Origin of the sequence: Citrobacter sp. RHBSTW-00017 (genome assembly GCF_013797615.1) — a bacterium.
GTDB classification, from domain to species: Bacteria; Pseudomonadota; Gammaproteobacteria; order Enterobacterales; family Enterobacteriaceae; genus Citrobacter; species Citrobacter braakii.
Genome location: NZ_CP056899.1, coordinates 2,799,540 through 2,818,469, shown reverse-complemented (window position 1 = coordinate 2,818,469; position 18,930 = coordinate 2,799,540). Strand labels below are relative to the sequence as shown.

The following is an 18,930-nucleotide window of genomic DNA, read 5'->3' as shown; positions in this document are numbered from 1 at the left end:
CTTTCCCGCCGCGAGGGCAGCGGGAGATGTGCGTTAAACGGGGTTAGCGGCTGAGATGGTCGATAAGGGCCGGAACCACTTTGTAGATGTCGCCCACCAGACCGTAATCGGCGTAATTGAAAATAGGGGCTTTTTTATCTTTGTTGATGGCGACAATGACTTTCGCGCCGTTACCGCCGACCATATGCTGAATTTGTCCTGAGATGCCCAGCGTGAGATACAGGTCTGATTTCAATAACACGCCAGAAACGCCAATGTAGCGTTCGCGTTCCATCCAGTTTTCGCCTTCGGCAATCGGTCGTGAACAACCCACTTCAGCACCCAGCACCGATGCCAGTTGGCGCACCATTTCCAGATCGTTTTGCGCCACCAGGCCGCGACCCACACCCACCACGCGCCTGGCTTTGCTGAGATCCACGCTGCTAACGGATTTGGCGCGACGCTCCAGGCACATCACTTCATAGTGCGGCGCGATGTACGTTGCTGAGACAACCGGGCAGTTGTGTGAGGCGTTTTCCGCGACCGGTTCAAGCTGGCCTGGGGCAAGCGTGATAATTGCCAGCGTACTTTTGATTTTTTCTTTGCCAAATGCCAGACCACCATACATGCGGTGTTCGGCGAACAAAATGCCTGCATCCAGCGTTACCGATGTGGCGTCGTTCACCATCGCTGCGTTGAGCTGAATGCTTAAGCGTGCGCCAAGAGATTTGGCTCGTTTAGTCGCGGACATCAGCAGCAGCCCGGCGTGTTCCTGCATCAGGGCGGCGATGGTCTCAGCGTAATTTTCAACACGCTGTAAACCGGAGGTTGCGTCGAGCACGACTATCTTATCGGCGCCCAGGGCTTGCAACTGATTGGCCTGGTCGCTGCCTTGTACGATAAGGTGTACCTGCTCACCCCACAGGCGAGCGCCGGCCATTAATTCTGCATAGCGTTCTACGTTATCGCTGAACACCCAGACGTTGGCTAATTTACTCATGATGATTTCTCTCCGTTGGGCTTAGTACAGGGCTTTTTTCAGGTGTTCAGCCAGTTCGGCAATGGCTTCTGCTGAGTCATTTTCCAGAATGATGTGCTGACGTTCGGTTTGCGGCGGCACGGTAAGGCTCACCAGTTCCGCTAACGGTGATGCAGGTATCCAACCAATATCGCTGGCTTGCCACGGGGTGACCGGTTTTTTACCCGCGCCCAGAATCGCCTTCATCGAGGGAATACGCGGTGTGTTGATATCCGACGTCACGCACAGTACGGCGGGGAGCGGCAGATCAATTACTTCGACTTCATCTTCAAGTGTGCGCTCAACCACAAGGCGATCGCCGTTACGTTGGATGCTGCTGACGGCATTAATCACCGGGAGCTGTAATAGTTCGCCAACCAGTAAGCCGACCTGCTGCGCGTAGATATCCCCCGATCCTTCACCGAACAGCATCAGGTCGAAATCCATATTGTTGGCCGCACAGGCCAGCGCCTGAGCGGTATCCCGGGGTAATGAATGCTCCAGTTGTGCATCCTGCACCATATACAAACTGTCCGGCCCGCGGGACAGCACGTCTTTACGCACTTTGGAGTTTTGTAGTAGCGACCCGCCCACCGTTAAGGCGATGATTTCATCACCCTCCGCGCTAAGCTGCGCTGCGGCCTCTATCGCATTTAAGTCAAACTGGCTGATTTTGGCATCGGCCCGGTCAAAGTTAAGCGAGCGCTGTGGGGTAACAACAATGTCCTGTTCTTCAGGCACCAACTTAAAGCAGGTTATTATTTTCATGGCATCTCCAGTGATTCTCGTGTGGATGATGACGTGGTGCGTCATTATCGACAGTAGGGAAAATTGACTGAAAATAGTGTGCGACAGAGGGAGGGCTGTTTTCGACGGGGAAATCTGTTTTCATTGCCAACAATCTTGCAAAAAAAACGTCCCGGGAATGCCTGGTTTATCAGCAATAATCAGACGGTGCGTACCAGAGGAAAAAACGGGAACACAAAGACAGTGAAAATAATTGCGAAATGCGTCATGTTTTTAATCGCCTCTGCGCTGAATTTGTTTCTTATATGTAAATTATTAATGCAGACTTAATAACATTTATTCTTTTTGATTATTATAAAACGCAAATAATCAATGGCAGCAATGTACCAAAGCAAAAGGTGTCATCTTGCAGACGGGGCAAATAATTTTGTTTCGCCGGGAAGGAATAACGTTGTATAACGTCATTATCATTTTTATTTTCTGATATTAATAATCCCAAAATTGCTGCCTTTAGGTGGAGGTTGTCATGTATCAACGCTGCTTTGATAATGCCGTGGAGACCCTTTTTGAACAGGGGAAAACCCCGAGATTCTCGCGATTCGTCATCAGTGATGACCCTAACTGGGAGTCGGGTCATCACGTTCACGATAATGAAACAGAGCTTATTTATGTCAAAAAAGGGGTCGCAAGATTAATTATCGATTCGTCGCTGTATGTCGCGCATGCCGGGGATATCGTGGTGATAGAGCAAGGGCGACTCCATGCGGTTGCTTCGGATAGTAGCGCGCCTGCAACGACTTACACCTGCGCGCTCTACGGTTTTCGTTTCAACGGCTGGCAGGATAATCAGCTATTGCAGATGCACTCGTGTCCGGTGATTAGCGTTACTCAGGGGAAGGAGGTTATTAAGAGTATCTTTAATGAGTTGGGGGTTATGCTCCCCCAGAGCAAAAATAACCTGACATCTTCAGCCTACGACGCTTTTGCTTATGCTCTAACCGTTTTATTTTACGAAAACTTTAAAAATGCCTATCGTTCTGAGCAAGGTTATATTAAAAAAGATGTCTTAATTAAAGATGTGCTGGTTTATTTAAATAATAACTTCCGCGAAAAAATTACTCTCGATCAGTTATCCAAAAAATTCCGGGCCAGCGTGAGTTATATCTGCCATGAATTTACTAAGGAGTATCGAATTTCGCCGATCAATTATGTGATTCAGCGACGAATGACCGAGGCGAAATTTGCCCTGACGAATACGGAAGCTTCGTTAGCGGAAATCTCCTGGCGGGTAGGGTATGAAAATGTCGATCACTTTGCCAAACTCTTTCAGCGGCATGTGGGTTGTACCCCCAGTGATTATCGCAAGCAGTTTAAAAATAATCTGGTTGAGCAGGAATGCTTGATCCCAGAGGTCTGATTATCCTGGATCGTGCCGGAAAACGCTTGTGCGCTATCCGGCACGAATTACCGCTTACTTATTCTGGTAATCTTTCAGGATTTGGCGTCCGGCGACGTAAATCATAATTTCGTCGGTGCCGCCGCCAATGCGCTCGCAGCGAACATCGCGCCAGAATCGGGAAACGCGCGCTTCATCGGTGTAACCCAGCCCGCCCATGATCTGAATGGCGTCATCAATCACTTCCATTGCCGTGCGGGCGCAGTACAGTTTTGCCAACGCCGCGCTGGTCCGCAGCGACTGTTCCTGATCGGCCTGCCAGGCGACTTTCAACACCATATTGCGCATGTTTTCAATTTTAATCGCCATCAGCGCCAGTTTTTCCTGGATCATCTGGTTATGGCCAATCGGTTTACCAAATGCGATGCGCTGGTTAGCGTAACGGGCGGCATCTTCGAAGGCGCACTCGGCGAAACCGGTACTACGCGCGGCGTTGATCAACCGTTCCATCTCAAAGTTGTACATGACGTTGAGGAAGCCCATGCCTTCTTCGCCGACCATATCGCTTTCGTCTACTTCAACATCATCAAGATAAACTTCGCAGGTGCTGAGCATGTGCCAGCCGATTTTATGCAACGGGTTCACCTTAATGCCGGGTTTCTTCGAATCCACCCACCACAGCGTAAAGGCTTTCTTCGGATCTTTCGGCTCCGGGTCGCGAGCCAGTACCAGCATATAAGGATACTCTTTAGCGCCGGTGATAAAGGTTTTTTGTCCGTTGAGATATACCTTGCCGTTTTTGCGGGTGTAGCTGGTGGTGGCGCTGTTATTGTCTGAACCTGCTCCCGGTTCGGTTAATGCCAGCGCATAAGCCGGATCGCCCGTTTCCATGGTGCTTTCTGCCGTTTTACGTAACTGCTCGGCGGATCCAAAACGACGCATACTGTGAATGCACTGACCGTTCGTGATTAAAAAAGCGGGTGCGCCGCATTTGGAAACTTCCATCAGTGCCAGCATCTGCGTGACGTAATCTGCCGGGATACCGCCGAACTCTTCCGGAACGCCCAGCATTGAAATTCCGTTGTCCGCAAGGGCGCGCATAAACTCTTTCGGATAGGTCGCCGTCTGATCGCAGGTACGGAAATATTCCTCCGGGAAATTGCTGGTAATCAGTTCGCGAATGCTGGCAAGCAGCAGCTCTTGTTCTTCAGTTAATGAAAAATCCATCAGGGTACTCCTTTTAATTGGCGGCATCGGGCAATATAAAACCCATCGAAGCATCGATAAATAATCTTTCGTCCATCAGTTTCAGTTCCGGAGAAATAACCGGAGGGAAATCCATTTTGTCCAGAATGTCTTCCTGCAAAGAGACTCCTGGCGCAATTTCGACTAAATGAAGGCCATCTTCTTTTAACGTAAATACAGCACGCTCGGTGATGTAACGGACATCCAGTCCGCGCTCGAGTGCAATTTTTCCGCTGAAAGTGACTTCTGGTAATTCGTTGACGAATTTTTTCACCCGGCCTTCCTGCACGATATTTAATTTGCCATTGGCAACTTCCGTTTTCAGGCTTCCGGCAGTTAAGGTGCCGCAAAATATTATTTTCTTCGAGGTGGCGCTAATATCGATAAAACCGCCGGTCCCCATAATTTTGCCATTGAATTTATGTACGCCGACATTGCCGTGGCGATCCACTTCGGCGAAGCTTAAATAGCATACATCCAGCCCGCCGCCGTGGTAGAAGTCAAACTGGGAGGTCATATCCAGAATCGCGCGGGTGTTGACGTTGGCACCAAAAGCGATGCCCTGGGAGGTAATTCCGCCAATCGGGCCGGTCTCGACCGTCAGAATAAAGTCGTCAGCGCAGCCTTCTTCGCGTGCAACGAGACCAATACCATCGGCGATACCCACGCCAACGTTGCCGACCGCGCCTTTACGCATTTCGAACAGGGCGCGTCGGGCCACCAGTTTACGCTGATTGAGCGGCAGGGCAGTCTGCTGGCTGTCATCAAGGACAAAATCGCCCGATATAAAGCGGTTAACCGGCGCGCCGCCGTACAATTGAGTTTGATCGGGATCGATGACCACAATATCGACCAGATAGCCCGGAATACGCACGGCTTTTGGGTGCAGTGTGGCTTTCTTCACCATTTTTTGCACCTGCATCATGACGATGCCGCCGTTGTTGTGAACGGCCTGAGCAATCACCAGCGCGTCGAGATACATAACTTCATCTTCAAACGTGGCGTAACCTTCGCTGTCGCAGGTGGTGGCGCGAATAAAGGCGATGTTTGGCGCAATGGCTTTGTAGTAGAGGTACTCTTTGTTATCAATTTCCACCAGCTTGATCAGATCTTCGGTGGTCACTTCATTCAGCTTTCCGCCCTGTTGGCGGGGATCGACAAATGTTCCGATACCGATCTCACTCAGAATACCCGGCTGGTGGGCTGCCGAGGCACGCAGGGTCTGGGTTAATACGCCCTGAGGATAGTTATAGGCGGCAATTTTATTCTGCTCAGCGAGGTCGGAAATTCGTGGTGATTGTCCCCAGTGGCCGCATAATGCCCATTTGACTAAACCTTCTTGTGCTAACGGGCTAATTCCACGGTCAGCACGGTCACCTAATCCCGTTGGGCTAATCAATGATAAGTTTCGGGGTGAGTGTGCATTTTTATATTTTTCAGCCAGCGCGTTAATTAATGTTGTTGCTTCGAGAATACCGCCGCCTGCGCCTAATACACAGAGCGTTGCCTCATCAGGAATATAATTAATGGCATCCGCTGCGGATAATACGGGGACCCGACCATCAATGCGTTTTGGTCTTGATAATTTCATGTGAACTCCAGATTATATGCGTGCGACTACCTGTCGCTATATTCGACAATAATAATGTGAGTTATTTAATAATGTCCGGCCATCTGCCCGATATTCGTGATTAAGCGAATATCTGGGGCAGGGCATTACTGATATTAATATGGATAAACGGTACTATTACGCCTGATGCAATATGGTCAAAACAGTACGTAGGTCGGTGACCGAAATTTGCCCAGGGGCAGAGGCTTTTTTCACCGCACCAAAGGTTGCAGCTGAACCGAAAACCTCACCGGACAGACGTGAAATCACCCCTGTTTTAGCCATCGACATAGTAATGATCGGGCGATCGGCATAGCGTTCCTGCATTTCCAGAGTTGCGCCAAGCAGGGTCAATACATCCGTCTTGTTTTGCGGCATCAGGGCGATTTTCGGGATATCAGCGCCAAGCTCCTGCATTTTACGCAGGCGCAGGACAATCTCTTGTGCCGCTGGCGTCTTATGGAAATCATGATTCGACATAATGACGGCGACATTTTTTGCATGTGCATATTCGACGGTGGCTTTAATCAGTTCGTCACCGGTGAAAAGCTCCAGATCGATCATATCGACCAGACCGCTATCTATCGCCGCACGGTTTAGCGCAATATAGTTTTCGACAGCCAGCGCCTGTTCACCACCTTCTTTGGCACTACGGAAGGTGAACAGCAGCGGTTTGTCAGCCATCACCTCGCGGATGACGCGTGCAGCTTCCAGTACGGCATCAACGGAGGACACCTCGGTGAAATGGTCAACGCGCCATTCCAGAATGTCGAAATCCGCCTCGCGATAGGCCAGCGCTTCGCTTTTTACCGTTGCGATGTCTTTACCCATCAGTGAGACAATGATCTTCGGCGCACCCTCGCCAATGACGAGGTTTTTTACGGTTACGGTTTTCATCGATTACCCTTTAATTATTTTACAAATGCTTGCCCATCAGGCTGCAAAACCCATAACCTGTTTCACATACTCAAGAGGGAAATCTTTCCCGGTCCAGAGTTTAAACTGTTCAGCCCCTTGCCATAACAACATGCCGTAACCATCAATCGTTTTGCAACCGGCAAGTTGTGCCTGTTGCAATAATTTGGTCATATGCGGGTTGTAGACGCATTCAGTCACCAGCAGATCCGGGCGTAGCAGGGAAACGTCGGTCACCAGAGATTCGTTCTCCAGCGGCTTCATTCCCACTTTCGTACCGTTAGTCAGAATATCCGCGCTGGCCAGTGCGTCCGCAAAAGCCTGTCGATCGTCGAGATCGATAACGGTGACCACGCAGTCGGTATTTTCATTAACACGTTTGGCGAATTCTTGCGCTTTGGCAAAGAACTCATCTTGACGGTTAAAGAGTTTGATTTCTTTGATGCCTTCAATCGCCGCCTGGGCGCCAATGGCCGTTGACGCGCCGCCTGCGCCCAACAGTACCATGGTTTTACCCCTGATATCGAAACCGCTTTCCTTGATGGCGCGAATATGCCCCGTGCCATCAGTATTGTAGCCGCGCAGGTAACCATCATCATTGACGATAGTATTAATCGCGCCGACCAGTTTGGCTGCAGGCGTTAATTCATCAACATATTCACATGCCAGCTGCTTGTTGGGCATCGAGACTCCGGTACCGCGCATTTTTAAGGCCTTCAGCCCGGCAATCGCATTAGCAAACGTGGAGTTATCGACTTCAAATGCCATGTAGGTAAAAGGTAATCCCGCTTTTTCTAATGCCTTATTTTGCATTTCAGGCGACAAGCTGTGTCTGATAGGGTAGGCCATCAGACCAATCAGTTCATATTTTGCAGTTACGTCCATTTGATACTCCTTCTAAGCAATTTATTGAAAATAACGTTCGCCCAACCGCACATCATTTTTGGGAATATCAAATACGCGGTAGTAACGAATAAAGACGATGATGGCGGTGATGAAGGCCAGCAAAGCAAATGCGAGGTCCAGCAAAATGATGTACTGCAGGCCAATGTTTGAAAGGTATCCGGTGATTAATGGGATAATAAAGTTGGCTACGCCCCCCATCATCATATAAATACTGGTGACCTTGGCTTTGCTCCTGGGGAAAAACTCTGACATCACCGAAACGCCGAGCTGTAAAATACCGCCTGCGGCAGAAAACCCGATAAGAAATGAACCGGCGTTACACACCAATGGGGATGGATATAAATAGATAACCGCTGCGGTGAGGGTTGCCAGTCCGGCGTTAAACACATTCGCCCAAATGGGTCGAACCATTTTCTTGAGCAGTACAGCAAAAATAAACACGCAGACCAGCGAACCCATACTGTAGTAAGAGATGGTTTTCAGCGCGTCGGCTTCTGCCATGCCGGCAAATGCCATCGCGTATTTCGGCATCCAGACTACGATGACGTAAAAGGTCGAAAATGCGGCCACCCCAAACATAACGGAGGCTACACCTTCCAGCCAGACCAGCGGTTTACTGTTCATCTGTGGTAGCTCTTTTGCAATGCCCGCATCCACCATCTGGCTGGGGAAGCGGCTTTTGAGCAGCATCAACGTTATGACGACGAACAGTACCCCCGGGATAATGACCGCATAGCCGTACCAGATATGGTTGAGCAGCATGGTGCTGACGACGATGGGGTAGATCATCTGCCCAAATGAGACCATCGCTTTAACCAGGATAACCGCTGACCCAGACGCCTTAGGGAAGCATTCCATCAAAGCCGGATAGCCCCCTGTATCCAGGGCCGAGTTAGCGACGCCGACACAAACAGCGAGAATAAAAGCAATCATCAGATTCGGGCTGGCGGGAATGCCGAAGAAAAACAGCATGTACAGAATTGCCCCTAACAGAATGATAGCCCGTCTACCAAATTTATCTGAGAGCACGCCAAAGAATAAAATACTCACCAGGCGACCAAGACCAATGCCGGAAATTAAATAGGCTATCCCAGCATTGTCGGTGGAGAATTTTTCTGCAAGAGAACTCATGTTTTGCGCCAGTGTAATGACGCTAATGCCGTGTAAAAAATAACTTAAATAAATACAGATTATCGCCAAAAGAAATGGCGTATTAAAGGTCTTATTTTGAGACATGTTCACAACTCCTTGCGGATTTTAAAATTGTTCTGTGCTCGTCGATATTGTTTAAATTGCGGCGACCTTGTGATTAATATACCGGGGCGCTGATATTGTGCCTACATAGCATGGCGTTTAAGTTACCAGGTATGTTGCATGCTCAACTGTGAAACTTAATTCTTTCAACCAACATTTTGCTGAAGTTTTAAAACCGCGACCAATTATTTTGCAGCGGGGGAGAACAATATTGCATCCGCATTATTTTACGACCGTCGCCATGTTTAGTTGCTGCTTTGTCGCGATACGGCTGCGATAGCCAATAAACAATGCTAACAGGAAGCCTACCGCGGCTATGCCGGTATCAAACCACATGATGTGAGCAATGCTGGTCTGCGAGAGTCTTGCCGTTATCAGTGGGATGGTGAAGGTCGCAATGCTGCCCGCGCTGTAGTAAATCCCGGTGGCTTTGCCCTTCGCATCGGGAAAGCGTGCGGCCATCAGCGTTAAACCGATTTGTACAACGCCTCCGGCTGAAGAGAAACCGATGACAAATGCGAAGACGATCACCATGTAGATCGACGGATGCAGGCAGACCATCAGCAATGCGATAAATGAGATAAAGGTGTACAGCATTAACAGAGAGGTTGCGCGCCCCGTCTTTCGTGCCAGTGGCGCGGTGATCAACACACACAGTAGAGAACCGCAGGTGTAAATGCTTAACAGCTTGATCGATAAGGTGTAGGACATCCCGGCGACAAACTGTCCGTATTGTGCTAACCACTGGCTTATCAGATAAAATGTCGCCATGGCGATGTAGCCGTACAGAGTGTAACTGGCGAGATCGAGAAGAGAACAACGATGTTCAGATTGTATGCTTTTCTGTTCAACGGGTAATGCCTTGAGGGGGGCTTGATGCCCAGGATGGGCCGGGAATCGACAGCGAAACAAAAATACGCCATTGATTAGCATCACCGCGGCCGCCACAAGAAAGGACCAGCCAAACCAAAGTTCTGCCCACACCAGCAGACTGATAATCATCGGCAGCAGAAACTGACCGATGGAAACAAACGCTTTAATTAAGATATTAGCCGTGCCGGGAGAGCGGGGAAACGCCTCCATCAGGCTGGGGTAAGTTCCGGCGTCAAGAAAACTGTTTGCCATTCCGGCTAAAAATCCAAAAGCATAGGCAATATAAATGCTGTGAGTATTGATGATGCCTACAAAGAACAGCAGGTAGCAGACCATACCGAAAATAATAAACGGTCTGCGGCCATAGCGATCGGAAAGCATGCCCGCCACCAATAACACGCTTAAACGGCCAATGCCGAGTGAGGAAATAACAATTGAGACGCCTGCGGCATCGGTGTGCCACTGTTGTTCCAGTGAAGACATATTGAGGCTCATCAGAATGACCCCCATGCCGTGTACCAGGTAATTAAAGTACAGCCCTATCGCAGTGGAGAAATAGGTGTTTTTCATAATATGTTACTCAGCGAAAAGGCTAAATGAGTGTGGCGCTGCGGTCTCTTAACACAAACGCTCAAGGTCGTGGGCATACAGTTCAACAGCGGCCGATTGATAGATTTTCCAGTCGAGAAAATCATCGTGCTGATAAACCGCCTGAAAAGAGATCAGATCGGGAAAGAAACGCATGGTGTTATTACCGATACGGTTATTTATTTTTTCGATAATGGCGTTAATTCTTAACTTTCGTCTGGCTTTCATTTCTGCACAAATGCGCGTGATGTCTTCCGGGATTTCCCTTTCGCCATTCTCCCATTGTTGCCAGGCGGCAACATTGTGATCCCGCGAGATATACATAGCGCTTTCTTCTACCGTCATAGCAAAAATATGGCGGATAGCCTGGAGTTCTAATGCGTTCATTATTTGATCACCTCATAAAAGACGGTGGAATAGTAATAACATTGCTGTGGATATTTCGGCTTGAAGAGAGTCACAGTATCTTGTGCAATATTATTTGTTTATCAACGGGGAAGAGGGGAGCTGTGGTGCGGTAAGGTTGGTGGCGAGCCGCGCGAAGGACAAAAAAAAGCCCATCGTGGGAGATGGGCAAAGACTACACACAGCAATTCGTTGTTTCACTCAGGGGATTTCCATGCTTATAAATCAATGTGTTGATCTAAAGCCATGGGCTAATAGTAGGCATACTGATTTTTTACGTCGATCAGATTCATCTCAATAGTTTAAAAACTGTAAATAATTTGCGAAGCAAATGAGTATTTAAAGAAGGATAACGTTGGGTCTTATTCAGTAAACGGGCGGAATTGATTAGCAATGTTAAACAATCAGGCGGCAGTGCCGCCTGACGTGGGATTACTTATTGCGTTCGATTTCAGCAATTTCTTCGAGGATTTCGTCGGGATCGCTACCTGGCGCAGGGGCTTCGTTTACCCAGGCGGAGAACAGACGCCAGGACACGGCCAGTACCACCGGGCCGATAAACAGACCAATCATGCCGAAGGCAATCAGTCCGCCGATGACCCCTGAGAGAATCAGGATCAGCGGCAAATCGGCCCCCATGCGAATCAGCATCGGGCGAATAACGTTATCCAGCGTTCCGACCACGCCGCTCCACACCAGCAGCACCGTGCCCCAGGTTGAATCGCCCGTCCAGTACAGCCAGATAATGGCCGGGACCAGCACCGGCAATGGTCCCAGTTGCACCAGACAAGACAGGATCATCAATACCGCCAGCAGCGTGGCGTACGGCACGCCGGTTACCGCCAGACCAATACCACCGAGCACTGCCTGCACCAGCGCGGTGACCACAACGCCTAATGCGACGGCGCGAATGGCTTGTGCTGCCAGCAGAATGGCGGCATCGCCACGTTTGGATGCCAGGCGACAAGCGAAGTGGCGAATACCTAACGCCACCTGTTCACCGCGCCAGTACAGCAGGGCGCTGAACAGCAGCATCAGACCACAGTGCATCATAAAGCGGCCAAGATGTGCAGCCTGGCCAACAAACCAGGTCGTCGTCGTGCCGATATAAGGACGAACCTTGGCCATGATGGCCGCGCCGCCCATATCCAGCAGACTGTGCCACGCGGCATACAATTTTGCGCCGACCAACGGAATACTGTTCAGCCACGCCAGATCCGGCAGGGTCATATCGCCTGCGGTTACGGCATGGATCAATGGCCCGCTGCCATCAACAATGCTATTGACCAGTAGCGCGATAGGAATGATGAACAACAGCACCAGCAGCAGGGTCATCACCAGCACGGCCAGCGAGCGACGGCCCCAGAGCAATTTTTGTAAGCGTAGCAGGATCGGCCAGGTCGCAATGACCACCGTCCCCGCCCATGCAAAACCGAGGATAAAGGGCTGAACAATCCAAAGACAGGCCACAATCATGACGGCTAAAAACAGCGCCGATAGCAGCACTTGTGCAATATCCTTGGGCTGGCGGAAATTTACCATAAATACTTTTCACCTTTGTCTTTGCGCCAGAACGTTGACGCGACGTGAACACTTAAATGACACCCTGTAATGATGAGCAATTTCAGCGGTTTTTAACAGGCGGATTCTGCCTGTAAATCTGCTGAGCGTATTAGAAAAAAATGTGATACAACAAACAAAGCAACACGCAAACGATTAAATTCACAACACAGACCGCAGGAAAGGGTCACTATAATGATTCCACAAATTTCTCAGGCGCCAGGTGTCGTTCAACTGGTGCTCAATTTTTTGCAGGCACTGGAGCAGCAAGGATTTACGGGCGATACGGCAACGAGCTATGCCGATCGTCTGACAATGTCGACGGATAACAGTATTTATCAGCTGCTTCCTGATGCTGTCGTATTCCCTCGTTCAACCGCAGATGTGGCGCTCATTGCTCGTCTGGCAGCGGAACCTCTTTTCTCTTCGTTGATTTTTACCCCACGCGGCGGCGGCACCGGGACCAACGGTCAGGCGCTAAATCAGGGCATTATTGTTGATATGTCCCGCTATATGAGCCGCATCATTGAAATCAATGCGCAGGAAGGTTGGGTGCGGGTCGAAGCCGGGGTGATAAAAGACCAGCTCAACCAGTTTCTGAAGCCTTACGGCTATTTCTTTGCCCCCGAGTTATCCACCAGTAACCGGGCAACGCTGGGTGGGATGATCAATACCGACGCATCCGGACAAGGCTCGTTGGTTTACGGTAAAACCTCCGATCACGTGCTGGGTATCCGCGCGGTGCTAATGGGCGGCGATATTCTTGATACCCAGCCAATGCCGGTCGAACTTGCCCAAACGCTGGGTAATAGCAACACCACTATTGGCCGCATTTACAAGACGGTTTATGAGCGTTGCCGCGACAACCGACAGCTGATCATTGATAAATTCCCGAAACTTAATCGCTTCCTGACCGGTTACGATCTGCGGCACGTCTTTAACGATGAGATGACCGAATTTGATTTAACCCGCATTCTTACCGGCTCTGAAGGCACGCTGGCGTTTATCACCGAAGCCCGTCTCGATATCACGCCGCTACCCAAAGTCAGACAACTGGTTAACGTTAAGTACGACTCTTTCGACTCGGCATTGCGTAATGCCCCGGTGATGGTGGAAGCGCGCGCGCTGTCGGTAGAAACCGTCGACTCCAAAGTGCTTAACCTGGCACGGGAAGATATTGTCTGGCACTCGGTAAGTGAATTGATTACCGATGTGGCGGATAAAGAGATGCTGGGTCTGAATATTGTGGAGTTTGCCGGTGACGATGAAGCATTGATTGATTCGCAAGTCAGCGCACTGTGCGAACGGCTGGATGGCTTAATTGCGCGTCAGGAAGCGGGTGTTATAGGCTGGCAGCTATGTACCGAGCTGGCAGGCGTCGAGCGCATTTACGCGATGCGTAAAAAAGCTGTCGGTCTGCTGGGGAATGCGAAAGGGGCCGCGAAGCCGATTCCGTTTGCTGAAGATACCTGCGTTCCGCCGGAACATCTGGCTGACTATATTGCCGAGTTCCGTGCGCTACTCGATAGCCACGGCCTGAGTTACGGCATGTTTGGTCACGTGGATGCAGGCGTGCTGCACGTCAGACCGGCGCTGGATATGTGCGACCCGCAGCAGGAAGTGCTGATGAAACGCATTTCTGACGATGTTGTCGCGCTGACGGCAAAATATGGCGGTCTGCTGTGGGGCGAGCACGGGAAAGGTTTTCGTGCAGAATATAGCCCGGCGTTCTTCGGTGAGGAACTGTATCGAGAACTGCGTAAAGTGAAATCGGTGTTTGATCCGCAAAACCGGCTCAATCCTGGCAAAATCTGTCCACCGGAAGATGTTGATGCGCCGATGATGAAAGTGGACGCGGTGAAGCGCGGAACGTATGACCGTCAGATCCCGCTGGCCGTCCGCCAGGAGTGGCGTGGGGCGATGGAGTGTAACGGCAACGGGTTATGCTTTAACTTTGATGCGAAAAGCCCGATGTGTCCGTCGATGAAAATCAGCCTCAACCGCATCCATTCACCGAAAGGGCGAGCTACGCTGGTGCGTGAATGGCTGCGTCTGTTGGCAGATCGCGGGATTGACCCGCTACAGCTGGAAAAAGAGCTACCGGAAAAACGTGCCAGTTTACGTACGCTGATTGCCCGTACCCGCAACAGCTGGCATGCGCGCAAAGGCGAATACGATTTCTCGCACGAAGTGAAAGAGGCAATGTCGGGTTGTCTGGCGTGTAAAGCCTGCTCCACACAGTGTCCGATTAAAATCGATGTGCCGGAGTTCCGCTCACGCTTCCTGCAGTTGTATCACACGCGTTATCTGCGGCCGTTGCGCGATCACATGGTGGCGACCGTTGAGAGTTATGCGCCGTTAATGGCGCGGGCGCCCAACGCGTTTAACTTCTTCATCAACCAGCCGCTGGTGCGTAATCTGGCTAAAAAGCACATCGGCATGGTCGACTTACCGCTGCTGTCTGCGCCGTCGCTTCAACGTCAGTTGGTTGGCCATCGTTCCGCCAATATGACGCTGGAACAGCTCGAATTACTCAGCCTTGAGCAAAAAGCCCGTACGGTGCTGGTAGTGCAGGATCCGTTCACCAGCTATTACGATGCACAGGTGGTGGCTGATTTTATACGTCTGGTTGAAAAGCTGGGTTTGCAGCCGGTACTGCTGCCGTTCTCGCCAAACGGCAAGGCCCAGCATATTAAGGGCTTTTTAAACCGTTTTGCTAAAACCGCAAAGAAAACATCTGAGTTTCTCAATCGGGTGGCGAAGCTGAATATTCCGATGGTGGGTGTCGATCCGGCGCTGGTGCTTTGCTATCGCGATGAATACAAACTGGCGCTCGGGGAACATCGGGGCGATTTCCATGTGTTACTCGCCAACGAATGGTTATCGACAGTTGTGGAGTCACAGCCGCCAGTCGCTGTGGGCGGTGAAGCGTGGTACTTCTTTGGACACTGTACCGAAGTGACGGCCCTGCCGGGCGCGCCTGCTCAGTGGGCGGCTATTTTTGCCCGCTTTGGCGCAAAGCTGGAGAACATCAGCGTAGGGTGCTGTGGCATGGCGGGCACCTATGGCCACGAAGTGAAGAATCATCAGAACTCACTGGGGATCTATGAGCTATCATGGCACCAGGCAATGCAACGATTGCCGCGTAACCGTTGTCTGGCTACCGGATACTCCTGTCGCAGTCAGGTTAAACGCGTTGAAGGCACGGGCGTTCGCCATCCATTACAGGCACTGCTGGAGATTATAGGATGATCTGGAAACGTGAAGTCACACTCGAAGCGCTCAACGCCATGGGTGAAGGAAATATGGTTGGGCTGCTTGATATTCGTTTTGTGCACATTGGCGATGACACGCTGGAAGCCACAATGCCGGTAGACCATCGTACTAAACAACCTTTTGGTTTGCTGCACGGCGGCGCGTCCGTGGTGCTGGCTGAGAGCATTGGTTCGGTGGCTGGCTACCTGTGTACTCAGGGTGAGCAAAAAGTGGTGGGTCTGGAGGTCAACGCCAACCATATTCGCTCGGCGCGGGAAGGGCGCGTCAGAGGGGTATGTCGCGCGGTGCATACCGGCTCCCGTCATCAGGTATGGCAAATCGAAATCTTCGATGAGCAGGGACGATTGTGCTGCACGTCGCGTCTGACGACAGCAATTTTGTGATGCATATTGCTTTTGGTCATTATCTGCACAGGGAATGGTGTTATACTGTGCAGGTTTTGAACACAAGCGAGGATGATATGTCTACCCAATTAGACCCGGCCCAACTGGCAATAGAGTTTTTACGTCGTGATAAAACCGATCTTTCACCAGCTCAGTACCTGAAAAGACTGAAACAGTTAGAGCTGGAGTTCGCGGATTTATTGACGCTTTCTTCGACTGAACTTAAAGAAGAGATCTATTTTGCCTGGCGCATGGGCGTTCATTGATTCCGGTATGCTTATCTTAATGAAACCCCGACACGCGTTCGGGGTTATTTTTTGCGTTAAATCTCAATCACCACTTCATCTCACCAGTATTAACCTTCGCACTTAGCTCCAGAGAACTTGCGTCTGCAAGACCTGGCCATGCCGCGGTGATGGTTTTAATCACATAATCCGAACCTTTCTTCGCCCCTAACGCCTGCTCAAACGATTGCAGATAGTCCTGTGTGAAGCGAATCGCTTTATCGCCCGCAGGGCGTTCGCCGATGTAATGCCCCGGGACCACCTGGGTGGGTTGTAACTTCTGCATTTCGCTCAGTACGCTACGCCACGCGCTACGCTGTTCTGCAGATTGCGTATCCGCCGTCCAGACGTGTATACCAGACGCCACGCCGGTACCGCCAATAATGGCACGGTTTGCCGGGATCCAGACATAGGCTGCATAATCATTAGGGTGGCGCAGTTCCAGCGTTTCACCATCAACCGTGAAATGCGTTTGCGTTGTCGCTTGCGGAACAGTGAGCGATGTTGGCGCGCCATCCTTCATTTGCGGACCCCAGAATTGCAGTTTGGCCTCTTTGGTGGCACGGATATGCTCTACTACGTGCGGTGTTGCCAGGACTTTTACCTGTGGGAAGGCTTTGACGATAGGCTGCAGTCCGAAATAGAAATCCGGATCGCCGGAGGTGATCACGATGGCCTTCAGCGTTTTACCGCTGGCGCGAATCATCTGCACCAGCTGTTCACCATCTTTAGTACTGAACTGTGCGTCAAACAATATTGCTTCTTTCGGTCCTGAAACCAGCGTTGAAGAGACCGGGAAAATAGCCTTGTCCTGTGGATTGTAGACGTCCAGCTGTAGCGTCGCGGCAAAGGCTGAAGAGGCGAACAGAGGTAACAGCAGGGCCAGCGTTTTAACTTTCATGCCAGGTATCCTTGTGCAGGGAATTGTCTTTTGATAGTTCCTGTATTTTAAGGAAATTCGGATCTGTTAGAATTCCCTTATTAGGACATGCTGAGTTTCATAAAACGATCGGATGGGATGCAATGGACAGAGTGATGGCGGCAACGGTATTCAACCATATCTGTGATTTGGGCAGTCTGAGCGCCGCCGCGCGTGCGCTGGGGCTTTCCCGTCCGATGGTCAGTCGTTACCTCGACGAGATGGAAAAATGGGCGGGTGCAAGGCTTATCCATCGCTCGTCGCGCCGTCTGACGATCACGCCAGCGGGTGAAGAGGCATTAGTGAAAACGCGTTCTCTGGCGCAGCTTTCGCTGGATATTGGTGCCGCCAGCGCCGCGCAAACTCCCTCTGGCACGCTACGTGTGGCCTGTGCGCATTTTACAGCTATGCATATTTTAGCGCCGGTACTGCCCGCGTTTCTGACGAAGTATCCACAACTGCGTATCGAGGTGGAGATCAATAATCAACCGGTAAGCCTCGTTGGAGAACGCATTGATGTGGCGATCCGTATAACGGAAAACCCTGAACCTGGAACTATCGCCCGTCGCCTTGGCGACTGTAAATCGGTACTGTGCGCGTCTGTAGAGTACCTGCATCAACATGGCACTCCTGAGACTATCGACGACCTTACGCGGCATAATTGTCTGTACTACAGCGGGTTTGCCGGAAAATCCTGGCACTTTCTGGATGCCCAGGCGCGGGCTGCCGCTGTTGCGATTAAAGGCAATTTGAGCGCCGGGATCTCTTCGTTGCTCTGTGAGTCGGCGTTGGCGGGAACGGGCATTGCGCTGGTGCCGGAACTGGAGGCGCGGGAAGGGCTGGCACAGGGAAAGCTGGTTAGACTCTTGCCCGAGCTTCAACCAAAAAGCCTGCCAATTTATGGTTTATATCTTTCGCGGGAGCATCAGCCTGCAGGACTGCGCCTGTTGCTGGACGCGCTCAGTGAAAAACAGCGCCTAATAATTGATTGAATACGCTTATAAAATAGTCAAATCGCAATTTGTGTTAAACAAAACATATCCGGAAGTGAGATTATTCTTATCGCCCCTTCAAGAGCTAAGCCATCGTGAGTGCCGGAGATAAGCGCCGGATGGGGCCGGAACCCTTAAGCCTGCCAGCAAGCAGCCTTAAGGGTTTTTTGTTGTTTGTTCATAATTTGAATTTTTTCCCTCCCGTCATTCCTACGTCTCTCTAAATAGATATTAATTCTGTAAAATGAGTATATATCTAAATCTAAAGAATTTTTTTTACCAGCCTTGCGATTGAGGACAGTGCTGTAGGCAACTGGCTATCAACGACGCATACTGACTAGATGACCTTGTTGCCAGCCAATTGGGTTGTGGAATGTGAACTCGCCTAAATTGGCAGTGGGGTAGGTTCGATACTGAAAACAGTGGGACTGAAGTCCCACTGTTCAGCATTTTCATTTAATTTTTGCATCTTTCCATTATCATCGACATGAACAATATAAAAATTCCGTTCAATAATAATGCGCCCATAAAGATAATGGTCATGTGTGTATTGTCCCAGACGCTGGGGTCCATCTCTTTCA

At 50.5% G+C, this 18,930-nt stretch carries 16 protein-coding genes and 1 other RNA gene; 5 read left to right on the top strand and 12 right to left on the bottom strand.

Going from position 1 to position 18,930, the window contains the following annotated elements; genetic code table 11:
* Nucleotides 1–43: 43 nt before the first annotated feature.
* Together HV037_RS13610 and HV037_RS13605 are read right to left on the bottom strand one after the other, a co-directional pair.
* Nucleotides 44–979, bottom strand: coding sequence for an electron transfer flavoprotein subunit alpha (locus HV037_RS13610; RefSeq protein WP_103283870.1), 936 nt, complete (start codon nucleotides 977–979; stop codon nucleotides 44–46).
* Between the two features lie 21 nt (nucleotides 980–1,000).
* Entirely contained in the window at nucleotides 1,001–1,765 is a 765-nt protein-coding gene (locus tag HV037_RS13605) for an electron transfer flavoprotein (protein WP_103283869.1), read from the bottom strand.
* A 505-nt stretch (nucleotides 1,766–2,270) separates the two neighbouring features.
* Between HV037_RS13605 and HV037_RS13600 the strand changes: the two genes are divergently transcribed.
* Nucleotides 2,271–3,161 carry an AraC family transcriptional regulator gene (locus tag HV037_RS13600; RefSeq protein ID WP_016156354.1) on the top strand — a complete coding sequence of 297 codons (891 nt, stop codon included), beginning with the start codon at nucleotides 2,271–2,273 and terminating at the stop codon, nucleotides 3,159–3,161.
* A 54-nt stretch (nucleotides 3,162–3,215) separates the two neighbouring features.
* On the opposite strand, the gene HV037_RS13595 is transcribed toward HV037_RS13600, so the two are convergent.
* The 9 genes from HV037_RS13595 to ydiK all read right to left on the bottom strand — a co-directional run bounded on the left by HV037_RS13595 (nucleotide 3,216) and on the right by ydiK (nucleotide 12,477).
* On the bottom strand, nucleotides 3,216–4,367 hold the full coding sequence (locus HV037_RS13595) for an acyl-CoA dehydrogenase (protein ID WP_003836610.1): 1,152 nt from the start codon (nucleotides 4,365–4,367) through the stop codon (nucleotides 3,216–3,218).
* 13 nt (nucleotides 4,368–4,380) lie between these two features.
* Complete coding sequence (locus HV037_RS13590) at nucleotides 4,381–5,976, bottom strand: acyl CoA:acetate/3-ketoacid CoA transferase (RefSeq protein ID WP_046274671.1); 1,596 nt, start codon at nucleotides 5,974–5,976, stop codon at nucleotides 4,381–4,383.
* Between the two features lie 156 nt (nucleotides 5,977–6,132).
* Complete coding sequence (gene aroD, locus HV037_RS13585) at nucleotides 6,133–6,891, bottom strand: type I 3-dehydroquinate dehydratase (protein WP_103283868.1); 759 nt, start codon at nucleotides 6,889–6,891, stop codon at nucleotides 6,133–6,135.
* A 36-nt stretch (nucleotides 6,892–6,927) separates the two neighbouring features.
* Nucleotides 6,928–7,794 (bottom strand): quinate/shikimate dehydrogenase, encoded by an 867-nt coding sequence (ydiB, locus tag HV037_RS13580; RefSeq protein ID WP_016156358.1) that lies wholly within the window; start codon nucleotides 7,792–7,794, stop codon nucleotides 6,928–6,930.
* Nucleotides 7,795–7,815: 21 nt separating this feature from the next.
* Nucleotides 7,816–9,051, bottom strand: coding sequence for an MFS transporter (locus HV037_RS13575; protein WP_053390159.1), 1,236 nt, complete (start codon nucleotides 9,049–9,051; stop codon nucleotides 7,816–7,818).
* A 240-nt stretch (nucleotides 9,052–9,291) separates the two neighbouring features.
* Nucleotides 9,292–10,512, bottom strand: a complete 1,221-nt coding sequence (locus tag HV037_RS13570; RefSeq protein ID WP_049040475.1) for an MFS transporter — start codon at nucleotides 10,510–10,512, stop codon at nucleotides 9,292–9,294.
* 48 nt (nucleotides 10,513–10,560) lie between these two features.
* Complete coding sequence (locus tag HV037_RS13565) at nucleotides 10,561–10,917, bottom strand: YdiL family protein (protein WP_016156361.1); 357 nt, start codon at nucleotides 10,915–10,917, stop codon at nucleotides 10,561–10,563.
* 158 nt (nucleotides 10,918–11,075) lie between these two features.
* Nucleotides 11,076–11,183: antisense sRNA RprA (gene rprA, locus HV037_RS13560), an RNA gene on the bottom strand.
* Nucleotides 11,184–11,367: 184 nt separating this feature from the next.
* Nucleotides 11,368–12,477, bottom strand: a complete 1,110-nt coding sequence (ydiK, locus tag HV037_RS13555; protein WP_016156362.1) for an AI-2E family transporter YdiK — start codon at nucleotides 12,475–12,477, stop codon at nucleotides 11,368–11,370.
* A 213-nt stretch (nucleotides 12,478–12,690) separates the two neighbouring features.
* On the opposite strand from ydiK, the gene HV037_RS13550 reads away from it, so the two are divergent.
* The 3 genes from HV037_RS13550 to HV037_RS13540 all read left to right on the top strand — a co-directional run bounded on the left by HV037_RS13550 (nucleotide 12,691) and on the right by HV037_RS13540 (nucleotide 16,420).
* Complete coding sequence (locus HV037_RS13550) at nucleotides 12,691–15,747, top strand: FAD-binding and (Fe-S)-binding domain-containing protein (protein WP_016156363.1); 3,057 nt, start codon at nucleotides 12,691–12,693, stop codon at nucleotides 15,745–15,747.
* A complete protein-coding gene (gene menI, locus HV037_RS13545) occupies nucleotides 15,744–16,154 on the top strand; it encodes a 1,4-dihydroxy-2-naphthoyl-CoA hydrolase (protein ID WP_016152900.1) in 411 nt (136 codons plus the stop codon). The genes HV037_RS13550 and menI overlap by 4 nt, the downstream gene beginning before the upstream one ends.
* Before the next feature lie 77 nt (nucleotides 16,155–16,231).
* Entirely contained in the window at nucleotides 16,232–16,420 is a 189-nt protein-coding gene (locus tag HV037_RS13540; protein ID WP_029139522.1) for a YdiH family protein, read from the top strand.
* 67 nt (nucleotides 16,421–16,487) lie between these two features.
* Here HV037_RS13540 and HV037_RS13535 read toward each other — a convergent pair whose 3' ends face one another.
* A complete protein-coding gene (locus HV037_RS13535; protein WP_016156364.1) occupies nucleotides 16,488–17,339 on the bottom strand; it encodes a Vmh family MBL fold metallo-hydrolase in 852 nt (283 codons plus the stop codon).
* A gap of 122 nt (nucleotides 17,340–17,461) precedes the next feature.
* Between HV037_RS13535 and HV037_RS13530 the strand changes: the two genes are divergently transcribed.
* Complete coding sequence (locus HV037_RS13530) at nucleotides 17,462–18,349, top strand: LysR family transcriptional regulator (RefSeq protein WP_103283867.1); 888 nt, start codon at nucleotides 17,462–17,464, stop codon at nucleotides 18,347–18,349.
* Nucleotides 18,350–18,930: the final 581 nt, after the last annotated feature.